Genomic DNA, 13811 nt, shown 5'->3' on the forward strand with positions numbered 1-13811 from the left:
GACACAGGGAGGTCATGGATGACAAATTACATAAGCTTCTTGGTTGCAATATCATTATTGGCGACTGGCTGCGCTTCCGGGCCACAAGAGGTGGCTTCGCTCAAGGGTGCTGGTGATGACACGGGAATAGCTTCTGCGGAAGCGATCAAACAGGTCGAGTACCAGGAATTGGTTTCTCCAGAGTTGATTCAACCGTCAACGGTTAGCGAATCCACTCAGTCACTTGCAAACACCCAAACCCCACAGCGGCTCCCTCCTGCTGAGGGATTGTCGATGGAATCGCTTGAGCAGATGGCGTTGTCGAACAATCCGACAATTGCTCAGTCTGAGGCACGCGTGCGTGCCCTACGAGGCAAATGGGTTCAAGTCGGGCTACCGCCTAACCCAACGGCAGGCTATGTGGCAGGTGAAATCGGCAACGATGGCGCAGCCGGACAGCAAGGCGCGTTTGTCGGTCAAGACTTTATCACTGGGAAAAAGCTCCAGCGAAACCGAGCGATCGTGAGCGCAGAAATTGCTAAGGCCGAACAGCAGTTGGCAGCCGCGCAGCGACGCGTACAAACCGACGTACGGCAAGGCTACTACGAAGCACTGCTTGCTCAGCGTCGCGTCGAGTTAGCCGAAGAATTAGTTCGCATCACCGGCGAAGCCGTTATGTCATCCGAGGCCCTCGTTGAGGCTGAGGAAATTCCCCTGGCTGGCTTGTTGCAAACCGAAGTCCAGCAGCAGAACGCCCTGGTTTTGCTGCGAACCGCCGAGAACGGGCTGTCACGAGCGTGGCGGAGGCTTTCTTCGGTAGCAGGGGGCGTTGACCTGCCTGCTCAGCCGCTTGCTGGCGACATTGGACAAATGCCAGCGTCCCTCGATTGGCAAGAGCAGCTCGCTCGATTGCAAACCGAAAGCCCAGAGGTCGCCGCAGCAATGTCGGAAGTCGACCGAGCTAGGCGAGCGTTGAGCCGGGCTTGCGTCGAAGCGGTCCCCGACGTTAGTACGCAGGTTAGTGTGCAGTACGACGATAGCACCGACGACACAATTGCCGGTGTCCAAGTAGGGATGCCAATACCCCTCTGGAATCGCAACCAAGGCGGTATTCGACAAGCTCAGGCAGAGATTACTCAGGCGGTTCGCAACGTCGACCGCGTAGAACTCGATCTCAAACGCCGACTTGCTGGCGTTTTTAAGGAATACTCTGACGCTCAAGTTACGGCGGAGACGTATAGCAACGACATCCTGCCTCGATCGCAGAAAACATTTGATTTAGTTCAGAAAGGCTATAAACAAGGAGAAGTCGGGTACCTCGATCTGCTGGCAGCCCAGCAAACCTTCTCGCAAACGAACCTTGCTTACCTGGATGCCGTAGGTAATCTCTGGCAGAGCTACGTCCGCATTGAGGGACTACTGCTGGAGGGAAGCCTTGAGACGACACTGGATCGGTGATTCCGCGACATTTCGGGGCAGGCCAGAATTGGAAACGCCTCGCATTGACTTGATATTGCAGCTAAACCGAGAAACCATAGAATACTTAGGCTTGTACCTTTGGCAGGTAGAAAGTCAGTAACCACATCAATCCTGGTTCCGTAAACTCATTGTTTAGGCACTCTATTGCGTCCTGTACTTAGCATCATCGTCGCAGCGTCCTTGTTGGCTCACGCTCTGCTGGGCTGTTGTACGCATGGACTCCACGCGAGTGGAAGTTTGGGATGCGCGCACGCACACACCAGCTTGGCTACGAACTCAATAGAGCATCAACACGACCATTCTCATCCAGGCGAGCAAGGTGTTCACAGCGACCGTTCTCATGACGTTGCTGCAATTTCCAGCGATGAGTGTGATCACGAATCCGAGCCAGCGGCACCTCACGAATGCCGTCACCAGAATTGCAAGTGGACTTCTGGTGACTCGCAGCGGATGAACCTACCGGAGTTTGACGCGAGCTTCACCGTGTTTGCGACACTTGATTCGCTCTCAACCTCAATCAACCTTTCTAGTACCACATCGTGGCTGTACTCTAGCGGCGAACGGACAGTGGCGCTACCGATGCGCTCGCACCTAGCGTTGGGCATTCTTCTTATTTGAGCCGCTCACGAGACTAGCTTTGCAGCCTATAGCAAAGTCACAGATAGTCTCTTCTCTTGCTGAGCGGTTTTATCTTCGTTGACCGATTACGGTCGGCGTTATCTCTCAATCCATCAACGCGTCTAGCCGTGCAGCTATGCGCGGGACGTAGACTCGCGGAGCATCGGCTATGGCCGCCCCTAAACAAAACAAAAAAGCATCCTCAAAGCGATGGATTGTCTACCTGATTGGCATTTGCTGTCTGCTAGCGCTCGGTATCGGCGCTTTCGCGACCAAGAGCAAGTGGATGCCCTATCTCAACTCTAGCGGCATGAATGCGGGTAGTTCCAGCGACCAACAAGAAGCTGATCCACACGCAGGCCACAACCACGGTCAGGCGGGGCACAACGATGCCGCCACAATCGAGCTGAGCGATAAGGGCCTGAAGAACATTGGTTTTATGCCCTATGTTATCGAACCAACTGACTATGAACGCACCCTTACGCTCCCCGCAATTGTTGTCGAGCGACCGGGTGGTTCCCAAATTCACATCACAGCCCCGCTAACCGGCATCGTCACGAGAATATACGCAGCCAATGGGCAGGCAATCAGCCCTGGTGAGCCGCTATTTGAGCTTCGCTTAACACACGAAGATTTGGTCAATGCTCAACGTGATTATCTCACAACGAGCGCCAATCTGGAGATCGTCAATAGTGAAATCAAACGCCTTGAGGGGCTTGGAAAAGGTGTCATCGCCGGAAAACGCATTTTGGAACAACAGTACGAAAGGCAGAAGCTAGAAGTTTCGTTATTGGCAGAAGAGCAGGCGATGCTGCTACATGGCCTCAGTGATGAGCAAGTGCAAGCCATTCGGACTACACGAAAACTATTCCACAGTCTGACTGTCTACGCGCCCGAACACTCTGACACAGAAGAGGCTTGCCAAGGGCCACACCTTTTCACTATCCAACGGCTGGGTATTTCAAAAGGCGAACAGATCGAGGTTGGCCGCGAACTTGCTGTGTTGGCCGACCACTGCGAGTTGCATGTCGAGGGCATCGCGTTTGAAGACGATGCCGCCGAAATCAGGGAGGCGGCTAGCGAGCGAAGGAACGTCAACGCCCGTTTGTTGCGAGGCGACTCTCAAGGTGCTGAAGTAAAAGGCTTGGCAATTCTTTACGTTGCCGACCAAATAGACCCGACCTCTCGCGCGTTGAAAGTTTATTTGAGACTTCCCAACAAGATCGCACTTGATCGCACCGAAGGAGAGAAGCGTTTTCTTGAGTGGCAGTATAAGCCAGGACAGCGAATGGAAATTCGTGTCCCTGTCGAGACCTGGGAGAAGCAACTCGTGCTTCCGGTAGCAGCCGTCGTCGATGAAGGAGCTGAGACGTATACCTATCGCCAGAATGGGGACCACTTCGATCAGGTGCCGGTTCATGTGCTTTATAGGGACCAACAATCCGTTGTTATCGCCAACGATGGAGCGCTCTATCCGCAAGACATAATTGCTGGCGATGGCGCATTTCAAATGCACCTAGCGCTAAAGAATAAGGCCGGGGGCGGAGTCGATCCCCATGCAGGACACAATCACTAACGAGTAGCTAGTTGCACTGACTGAATCGACTGCTCCCTTCGGTAAACCTATCCATGCTTAATGCCATAATCAGATTTGCTCTTCACAACCGCCTCTTAGTGATCGCTGCTGCGATTCTCCTGCTTGCTTACGGCGGATGGCAGGCGACCCAGTTGCCGATTGATGTCTTCCCCAATCTCAATCGTCCTCGCGTCGTTGTCATGACCGAGGCGCATGGTCTAGCGCCGGAAGAGGTTGAAACGCTGGTCACTTTCCCTATCGAAACCGTGCTAAACGGGGCGACAGGGGTGCAAGACGTGCGAACGACTTCAGGTATTGGCTTATCAGTCGTCTATGTTGAGTTCGACTGGGGAACCAATATCTACAACGATCGGCAGATAGTCGCGGAGCGAATGGCTTTAGCCAGCGACATATTGCCGGCAGACGTGTCACCACAACTTATGCCCATCTCCTCGATTATGGGTCAGATCATGATCGTTGGCGTGACAGCCGATGGCGACACGACCCCTATGGAGTTGCGAACGCTCTCCGACTGGGTTATTCGCCAACGTCTACTTACCATTCCCGGCGTCTCGCAAGTCATCGTCATGGGGGGCGACCGCAAGCAGTTTCAGGTGTTGGTCGATCCTGACTTGCTGCTGCGTTTTGGTGTAACCCTCCATGATGTCAAACAAGCTATCGAGGACAGCAATCAGAACACTGCGGGTGGTTATCTCGATGAGCAAGGACCAAGCGAGTTTCTCGTACGATCCTTGGGAAGAGTGCAATCTCTTGAAGAAATTGGCGACATTGTCATCAAACAGAGAAATCGTCAGTCGATTACGCTCTCGCAAGTCGCACGCATCGAAGAAGGGGCTCAGGTCAAGCGGGGGGATAGCTCTGCGTTTGCTCGAAATGACCAAGGCGAAATGGTAGGCGGTCGTTCGGTCGTGCTGACTATCCTCAAGCAGCCCGATGCCGACACACGCGCGGTCACCAACGCAGTCACTGCTGCCTTGGAAGAAATGCGTGCGTCACTCCCGAGCGACGTGCGGATTCTGCCGGAATTCTACCAGCAAAAAGAGTTCATTGACCTTGCGATTGAGAACGTCGTAGAAGCACTTCGTGATGGGGCTATCCTCGTCGTGATTATTCTCTTTCTTTTCCTGATGAACGTGCGGACAACGTTGATCACTCTGACAGCCATTCCTTTGTCGATCGTCATTACGGCAATGGTGTTCGCGGCTTTTGGATTATCCGTCAATACCATGACGCTCGGCGGTCTGGCAGTAGCAATCGGTGAATTGGTCGATGACGCTATTGTCGATGTTGAGAATATCTTCCGGCGGCTCCGTGAGAACCGTCAGTCAAAGCAACCGAAGCCCGAGCTACTTGTTGTATTTCAAGCGAGCGTTGAGATACGCAATTCGATTGTCTACGGCACGATCATCGTCATGTTGGTGTTTATCCCTTTGTTTGCTCTTACCGGTATGGAGGGCAGACTTTTTACGCCACTTGGAATTTCGTACATTGTCTCAATTGCTTCTTCCCTTTTTGTCTCTTTGACGGTTACGCCTGTACTGAGTTACTGGCTGTTACGCGGTTCTAGTACAGAGGGTGAAGAGCGAGATAGTCTTTTATTGCGTGGCCTCAAAGCCGTTGCCGACAAAGTGATTCGTCTTAGCTTGCGGGTTGCTTGGCCGATTCTCGTGCTTGCAACGATAGTGGTTGGCATTTCGGGGTGGGCTCTCCTACGGCTCGAAAACGATTTTTTACCCCCCTTCAATGAGGGCGCTGTGCAGATAAATGTTTTGCTCCCTCCAGGCACGTCTTTAGCAACATCCAACAAAGTCGCCGCCCGTGTTGAGCAGCGTCTTGCTCAGCTCGATGACCTCGTCGCCTTCGTGCGGAAAACAGGTCGAGCCGAACTCGACGAACATGCGGAGGGAGTCAATGTGTCCGAGTTCGTTGCTACCGTCGATCCGAATACCGAACGATCTCGCGAAGAGGTCATTGAAGCGATTAGTGAGGCGCTCGCCGATATCCCAGGTATTGTCACCGCCGTCGAACAACCGCTTGCGCATCTGATTTCGCATATGCTTTCGGGCGTGAAAGCCCAAGTCGCCATCAAATTATTCGGCGATGATCTTGATGAGTTGCGTCGGCAAGCAAAAGGGATAGAAGCAACGATAGCCGATATTGAGGGCATTCGCGACTTGCAGGTCGAACAGCAGGTCATCATTCCTCAGCTTCGCATCGAAGCCGACGGCAAGAAGCTCAAGACGTTTGGACTACGTCGTAGCGACGTGAACGAGTTTGTTGAGACGGCGATGCAGGGGGAGGTCATTTCACAGGTACTTGACGGGCAGCGGACGTTTGACCTGATGGTTCGACTCGGCGAAGAGTTTCGAGAGGATTTAGAAGCTCTGAAACGCCTGCAAATTGAACTGCCCGATGGTGGCAGCGTCAAACTGGAAGATGTTGCCCGCGTCTACAAGGCAGGCGGACCTAACACAGTCAATCGCGAGCAGGTACGGCGACGCATCGTCGTGCAATGTAACGTTTCGGGACGAGGCCTCGTTGACGTTGTCGAAGAAATGAAGCAGCGACTAGAGCCAGTACGCGACGAGCTTCCAACTGGATACTTCATGGAGTTCAGCGGCCAATTTGAGAGCCAGCAGTCGGCTTCTCGGATGATCGCTATTTTGTTTGCCGTGTCGCTCGTCGGCATGTTCTTAGTGCTCTACAAAATGTTTCATTCTGCGAATCTTGCGCTGCAAGTCATGGTGGCGCTGCCAATGGCGTTTATCGGCAGCGTGGCATCGTTGTACTTAACTGACCAAACACTGACAGTAGCCAGCATGGTTGGCTTTATTTCCTTGTGCGGGATTGCCTCGCGTAACGGCATTCTGTTGATCAATCACTATCTGCACCTTGTGAAGTACGAAGGTGAAGGGTGGACACGCGATATGGTGGTCCACGCTGGTAAGGATCGTCTCGCACCAGTGTTGATGACGGCACTGACTTCGGGCATCGGTCTCGTGCCGCTAGCTATGGCTGCGGGTGAGCCGGGCAAAGAGATCCTTTACCCAGTAGCGACGGTAATTATTGGCGGACTGGTGACGAGTACGCTCTTGGAGTTTCTCGTTCGACCAGCACTGTTTTGGACCGTTGGCATATCCGCCGCCAAACAAGTAGTTGAGGCGGGGCAAGAACACATTGAACTAGTAGAAGAGGAGTCGATTGCAGTCGGCTAACGCCGTTCTGCTAACCATTCTGCCATTCCGGCATAGTTACCCAAGGAGGAAAACAATGAAAACCCTGGTATTGCTGGTGCTCGCCTTGCTGAACCCCTTGCTTGTCAGTGGCGTGCAGGCCCAGTCAGCACGCAAGGAAAGCAAACAAGAATTTGTGATTGCCCATCGGCTTAGTGATTGGCAGACAAAACACTTCGAGGACCAAGCGAAGGCACAGCAGCATACGGACGCTCTAAAAAAACTTGGTGCTGAGGTGCGAACGGACCGGCACGATGGCCACATCGACGTGGCTTATCGCCTACGCGGCTGGCAGCCTTTACGCGTTGAATCAGATGTACTTGCGCACCAATGGGAAGATTGGCTGAGAGCAGCCGGCTTTGAGACAATTCACGGACACAGCCCCGACCACGATAAGCACTCCCATCACGAAGGGCATGGTCATGGGCAAGGCAAAGCAGAGGCCCACGGCGATGTCGTCCTGTACCGCGCTCCGGCTTGGGTCGCTCAGCATTTTGATCAGCTCGAACAGGCCGACGAGTTTATCGTGTTGACACAGGCACTCCGCTGCCAAATTGAGAAGACTGGCCACGCTGGGCATACAGATATTCGTTTCGTATGCCCCGAATGGACTGCTGTCGAATTCCCTAACCACAAGGTGGCTGCCGCCTGGACCAAGTGGCTGGAGTCGGTGGGTTTTGAGGTCCAGCACAAAGACCACCACGACCACTAGATTCCCTTACCTATTTGTCCCGTTTTTTATCACTACAAACACTCTGGAGAAAATCATGAAGCTTTCACGTTTACTTGCTATTCCTACTGCTAGCCTCAGCGTTCTCTTGCTCACAGTCATCGGCTGTGGGCAGTCACAGGACGGTACCGTTGGGAGCGCGCCACCCGCGACCGTCGATGCTCACGATCACCCCAGTGAAGGCCCGCATCACGGCGGGCTAATTGAACTCGGCAACGAGGAGTATCACGCGGAGTTGGTGCATGATGATGCAGCCGGAACCGTAACCATCTACTTGCTTGATTCCTCTGCAAAGAACGCCATACCCATTGACGGACCAGAGCTTCTTATCAACCTCAGCCACGACGGAAGCGCGGAGCAGTTCAGGCTTACCGCTACTCCTGATGTGAGCGATCCGACCGGTCTCTCTTCACGGTTCACGTCGACCGATGCTGAACTCGCCGAAGACCTTGATCACGAAGGAGCAGAAGCTCAGCTCGTGGTAACTATCAGTGGCAAGCAGTTTCGCGGCAAGATTGCACACGACCACGACGAGGCTGATCACGAAGGGCATGATCACTGACACAGAGCGACAGCGTTGTGTTTTTGACCCTAAACTATAGGAAAGGAGGATTGCTATGAACGGAGTCATCGTAGCGAGGACATTGCTCACTGCTGTGATAATAGGTGGCTCGCTTATCAGCGATCAGCATTTCGCCCACTCTGCTGAGCCAAGTCACGCGACTGAGAAAAAGGAGGACTCGACAGCGCAGATACTATCGACCGAGTTCCGCGAAGCGGCAGATCGAGCGACACCTGGGCTGGTCACGATTTACACCATGCGTGGGCCACACGAGACTGCCGAGTGGAGGCGTCTGGAGTCGAGGCGTGGCAAGAAGCATCCTAGCTTGCAAGAAACGTCCCCGGCAGTATCCTATCCCAATGAGAGTTCGCCCGATGAGCAAGGCTCTGGGATCGTCGTCAATTCGCAGGGATTGATACTGACGTGTCACCACGTTGTAGCGGGGGCTGATGTCGTGTTCGTGGTCCTACCGGACGGTCGCCGATTTGAGCCAGTCGAAGTGTATGCCGATCCTGAAGCGGACTTAGCCCTGTTGCGGATTGAGGGAGCGGGAGAACTAGCCCCAGTTCGCTTGGGCAATTCCGATGAGTTGGAAATCGGTGATTGGGTTGTTTCACTGGGAAATCCCTACGAACTCAAGCGTTCGGTGAGCGCTGGCATCGTAAGTGCAATGGACCGATGGGTGCCGGGGATTCCCCGGCCCATGATTCAGAATGATGCCGCAACTAATCCGGGTAGTTCTGGCGGTGCCTTACTCAATCTCGATGGAGAAGTGATTGGCATTATTACCGGGGGCTTTAGCTCGCGTAAGGAGTTTCAAGGCATCGGATTGGCAATTCCTGTTAACCAAGCAAAAGAGTTTATCAGTTCGCTGAATAACGAAGCGCCACCCTTACAAGCGTATCTCGGCTGTCAAACTCAGAAGCTTCCCCCCGACTTGGCGAAACAGCTAGAGCTACCGGTTGCTGGTGGACTCTACGTTAAAGACGTCGAGGAAGGCTCTCCCGCTTCGATTGGCGGTATCTCCGAAGGCGACATCATCACTCATTTTGATGGACAGCCAATCGACGAATCGTTTCGGCCTGAGCAACTGTTCGATCAGCCGAGGCCAGGTGAGAAGCATGGGTTTACAGTATTGCGTGATGGGACTTCGATTGCCGTTGAAATTGAGATGACAAGTTATCCTCTTGAACGAACTAATACTCAAATATCGGCTAACGTCCATGCCGAGACATCCTGCGAGTATTTTGACAAGTCACTGGGCCTGGGACTCGCCACACTCACGCAAGACGTGGCTAGAGAGTTGCGTATTCCGTTAGATCAGAAGGGCGCTCTCGTCACTGAGGTTGCGATTGGAAGTCCAGCTTATAAAGAGGGGCTTGCTGCAGGAATGGTCGTTGTGCGCTACAACAGGCACGCGACGGTTGATCCCAAAAGCTACGAAGTAGCGGTTAGCAACGAGCAAGCCGGCGTTCCGGTGTTGATGCTGATTCGCTCTGACAAGGGGAAACATCTTGTCGTGTTTGAAGTGCCGTAAGTTGCTATCGTGCCGAAAGGCATGGTTAAGAGTTGATTTTGTAGAAGGCTTGGAACCGATTTGAAGAATTGAAGTCATGCAAGCCATAACGACTCGACGACAGATACTTAGTGATGCCCGTCCATTCCGCTTCGACTGATGTTGGCGTTAGTATGTTCCGACGTATAAATATGGTCCGAAAGGCCGTGGCTTTATGCCTAGCGGTCGTGCTCTTGTGCCAGACGGTACAGGCAGGGCAATGCGTCTGCTCAAAGAGTCCTACGAAGTGTTCTACATCCTGTGCCTGCCGTGGTAATCTGAGCGGCCATCACGATACTGTTGTCTGTGCCGAATGTTCTGCATCGTGCTGCACCGCTAGTCGCGATAAAAGCTCGATTCCCTCGCAACCTTGCAAGTGCCAATGTCATCCGGCTCCTTTCGGTGCAATTCCGCCCCCTGCGGATGGTACTCCGGAGTTGATTGAACTACTGCAAGTTGCGGTCGTTTATGCACCCTATGAAGCGGTTATGCACACGCCTTCGTCGCTAAGGCAACTCCGCTTTGCTCGGGCGACCGATTCCTGGTCACCACTGGACACATGCGTCCTCTTCTGCCGCTTCTTGGCTTGAATAATGGCTTCCAAGCCTCTAAATGAGTCGCTGACTTAGCTACTCGTTTACAGGTATCCACGCTGCCAATTGATTCTTGTTGCGTCCGCGCGCATCGCCGCCATCGTTCGTGTGATTCTTCCCCCGCTTTGGTGGGCATGCTCAGCGCGTCTTCGCAATTTCAAGCCAAGTTAAAAAGGAGTTTGTCATGTTTACTAATGCATGCGCGCTGCGCGGTGTTGAAAGCCATGTTAAATCTGTTGGTTTTTGTCGTTCCAATGACCTGAGACGGCCTCAACCTCGCGAAAATAGTCGCAACAGCGAAGCGATTGGAGCTGTCATCGTCGTCGAGTTTCGCGATGAGGTTTATGCCTCTATTGCGGCACTGTTGCAGGAATATGGGTTGGTCACTTACCGAGCCGAAAGCGCGACGGAACTCGCAGGCAAGGTAGTTCGCCATAAGGCGGAGCTTGTACTCATCAACGGCACGCAGCCGGGCGAAAGTGCTTGGCTAACCTCTGCCAAGTTGAGAATTATCGACGCCTACAGATCGGTGTGGATCTACACGCCGAAGCGACCCAGTGCGCTGGACGAGTGGCTCAGTATGGCCGGTGTCGACGACATCATCGTTTACGGCGGCATACTGCACTCGCTGATCGACGCGTTGCAGAGTCGCATTGCGCCACGCGCGGCAGGCATCGGTCCTACCACAAGAAAGATAGTAAGCCGAATCTCTGCTTAATTCATTTCTTGGAACCAAGACCTACTGTAACCCAATTGCTTCGCCCGCGGTGGGCGTTGCTATCGAGTTGACTTTTTTCAAGGAGGAATTTGCAGATGCCAAAACTAGGTGTTTTTACGTTACTCGTCGCAGTCGTACTATGCATCGCGGCGACGGGCTGTCAATCAACCAACAAGAACCATCGCCCGGGAGGAGGTTGCCCCAGTTGCGGGCCGTAGAAGTTGGCGAGCTACGCCTTGCTAGATGGAAGCGAAATGCACCAAGTGGCAGGGGGGCTACCCCCTGCCACTCCAGTGCAAAGCTTTCACTATGCCTTTGTGGTTTGAAGAATTGCAACTCGATAGAACGACCTATGAACGGTTTTCGAGAATTAATCAAAGTGAAGGTCGCTGCTGCTGGCATCTTTTTCGAGCAAGATGCCGTAATAGAAAACTTCCACATCCAGTGCATCCATTCATGTATCCTAATGATGTCATGCTTGCGTATTGGCACGAAAGACATTGGAATTAAAAATGTCAGGATGGATTAGGCGTGAGATGCGATCGAGGTCAATTCCCCTAAATCGAGAGGTGAGGAAGAACACATGAGTCGAGCGACAGATGAACCATACCAATTACGCATCCGTGGCATGGACTGCGCTGAGGAGGTATCACTTCTCAAGCGTGAATTGGTTCCGCTGTTGGGTGATGTAGATCGGCTCGGCTTTGATTTGCTCAACGGGAAGTTGACGGTGGATACTTCGTCGCTGGATGTGACTTACGGGGATGTGCTTAATGCGATTGAGCGAACTGGTCTGAAGTCGGAGTCGTGGCGGCGCGATGATGTCGCGACTCGGGACCAATCGTTCTGGGAACGGCATCAACGTTCGCTATTAACCGCTGTCAGTGGGATGTTCGGATTTGCGGGTTTAATTCTGCAATTGTGGAGTACCAGCAATACGGATGCCGTTCCACTGGTATCAATCGTGTTGTACGTCATCGGCATTGTTGCTGGACTCGTGATGGTGCTGCCAAAGGCGTGGCGATCACTCGTTTCGCTGCGACCCGACATGAACCTGCTGATGTCGGTGGCCGTAATCGGAGCGGTGTTGATCGGCGAATGGTTTGAGGGAGCGACGGTTGCGTTTCTATTCTCTTTCTCCTTGTTGCTGGAATCGTGGAGTGTTGGCCGAGCGCGCCGAGCGATTGCGTCACTGATGGATTTATCGCCGCCCACGGCACACTTCCGGGACGAAAAAAGTGGTAATGTCAAGGATATGGCTCCGGCAGATGTGCCCGTTGGTTCTACAGTCGTCGTACGTCCTGGTGAGAAGATACCTCTGGATGGTAGAGTCATCAGCGGCGTTAGCGGTGTTAATCAGGCTCCAATCACAGGAGAAAGCGTTCCTGTTGAAAAAGAATCCGACGACGAAGTGTTTGCCGGAACCATCAATGGCGATGGCTTGCTGGAAATCGAAACGACCAAAGCCGCCGACGATACGACGCTGGCACGCATCATCAAGATGGTAGGTGACGCCGGTTCCAAACGCGCCCCGTCGGAAAAGTGGGTCGAGAAGTTTGCGGCTGTCTACACGCCAGTGGTGATGATCGTGGCATTGCTGATGCTGGTGATCCCACCGCTAGCTTTCGATGGTCAGTGGTCGGATTGGTTTTATCGCTCGCTGGTGCTGTTAGTCATCGCCTGTCCGTGTGCGCTGGTAATTTCGACGCCCGTTAGTGTTGTGGCTGCGTTGGCATCGGCTGCCCGTAACGGTGTGCTAATCAAAGGCGGAGTGTTTATCGAATTGCCTGCTCAACTGAAAGCCATTGCAATGGACAAGACAGGTACGCTTACTCAGGGAGAGCCCGCCGTAGTGGATGTCGTACCGATGAATGGACACAATGAAGCCGAACTGCTGATGCGAGCCGGTGCCTTGGAACTCAATAGCAATCATCCGCTCGCGCGTGCAATTGTCGACGAGGCAAAACGACGAAACATCGAGTTGGCCCCAGCCGAAAACTTTGAAACGATTCAGGGCAAGGGTGCGGCAGGTGTAGTCAACGGAAAGCCATTTTGGCTGGGGTCGCATCGCTACTTGGAACAACGCGAACAGGAAACACCTGAAGTTCACGATCAGCTTGAATCCATGCAGGAAGCGGGGCGAACAGTCGTCGTTGTAGGTAATGACGAACACATCTGCGGTTTCATCACACTTGCTGATGCAATCCGCAAGGAGACTCGCAATGCCATCAGCGAACTGCACGCTGCCGGTATCGAAAAACTGGTGATGTTGACTGGTGACAATGAAGGCACTGCCAAAACGATTGCTGCTGAAGCAGGAATCGACGAAGTCTACGCCGAGTTATTGCCCGAAGACAAAGTCACAGCCATCGAGAATTTGGTCAAGCAACATAAATACGTCGCCATGATCGGCGACGGAGTCAACGATGCTCCGGCGCTGGCCAGAGCCTCACTAGGACTCGCAATGGGTGCCGCCGGAAGCGATGCGGCCATTGAGACTGCTGACATCGCTCTGATGTCGGACGATCTCTCTAAGTTGCCGTGGTTGATCTACCATTCCCGTCGCACGCTGCGCATTATACGTCAAAACATCGGATTCTCACTGGCCATCAAAGTGCTATTTGTGGTGCTAACGTTCGCCGGGTTCGCCTCACTCTGGGCCGCCATCGCTGCCGACATGGGAGCCTCATTGCTGGTGATAGGGAACGGACTGCGGTTGCTCAAAGTGTGAGTTAAAAAATGCGATA

8 protein-coding genes are annotated in these 13811 nt (G+C 53.3%); all 8 read left to right on the plus strand.

The features are described from left to right. Positions 1-18: 18 nt before the first annotated feature. The 8 genes from HG15A2_RS01505 to HG15A2_RS01540 all read left to right on the plus strand — a co-directional run bounded on the left by HG15A2_RS01505 (position 19) and on the right by HG15A2_RS01540 (position 13795). Entirely contained in the window at positions 19-1437 is a 1419-nt protein-coding gene (locus tag HG15A2_RS01505) for a TolC family protein (protein ID WP_145057147.1), read from the plus strand. A gap of 808 nt (positions 1438-2245) precedes the next feature. Continuing rightward, a complete protein-coding gene (locus HG15A2_RS01510) occupies positions 2246-3652 on the plus strand; it encodes an efflux RND transporter periplasmic adaptor subunit (RefSeq protein ID WP_145057149.1) in 1407 nt (468 codons plus the stop codon). A 53-nt stretch (positions 3653-3705) separates the two neighbouring features. Next, positions 3706-6888: an efflux RND transporter permease subunit gene (locus HG15A2_RS01515; RefSeq protein ID WP_145057151.1), complete on the plus strand. Its 3183-nt coding sequence runs from the start codon at positions 3706-3708 to the stop codon at positions 6886-6888. A 55-nt stretch (positions 6889-6943) separates the two neighbouring features. Continuing rightward, positions 6944-7618, plus strand: coding sequence for a hypothetical protein (locus HG15A2_RS01520; RefSeq protein ID WP_145057153.1), 675 nt, complete (start codon positions 6944-6946; stop codon positions 7616-7618). A gap of 55 nt (positions 7619-7673) precedes the next feature. Then, the gene (locus HG15A2_RS01525; protein WP_246117851.1) at positions 7674-8198 is read left to right on the plus strand and encodes a hypothetical protein; all 525 of its coding nucleotides are present in this window, start codon (positions 7674-7676) and stop codon (positions 8196-8198) included. Between the two features lie 55 nt (positions 8199-8253). Beyond that, complete coding sequence (locus HG15A2_RS01530; RefSeq protein WP_145057155.1) at positions 8254-9735, plus strand: trypsin-like peptidase domain-containing protein; 1482 nt, start codon at positions 8254-8256, stop codon at positions 9733-9735. A 795-nt stretch (positions 9736-10530) separates the two neighbouring features. Then, on the plus strand, positions 10531-11064 hold the full coding sequence (locus tag HG15A2_RS01535; RefSeq protein WP_145057157.1) for a hypothetical protein: 534 nt from the start codon (positions 10531-10533) through the stop codon (positions 11062-11064). A gap of 583 nt (positions 11065-11647) precedes the next feature. Continuing rightward, complete coding sequence (locus HG15A2_RS01540) at positions 11648-13795, plus strand: heavy metal translocating P-type ATPase (RefSeq protein ID WP_218932256.1); 2148 nt, start codon at positions 11648-11650, stop codon at positions 13793-13795. Positions 13796-13811 lie beyond the last annotated feature (16 nt).

The organism is Adhaeretor mobilis, from assembly GCF_007741515.1.
Classification (GTDB): domain Bacteria; phylum Planctomycetota; class Planctomycetia; order Pirellulales; family Lacipirellulaceae; genus Adhaeretor; species Adhaeretor mobilis.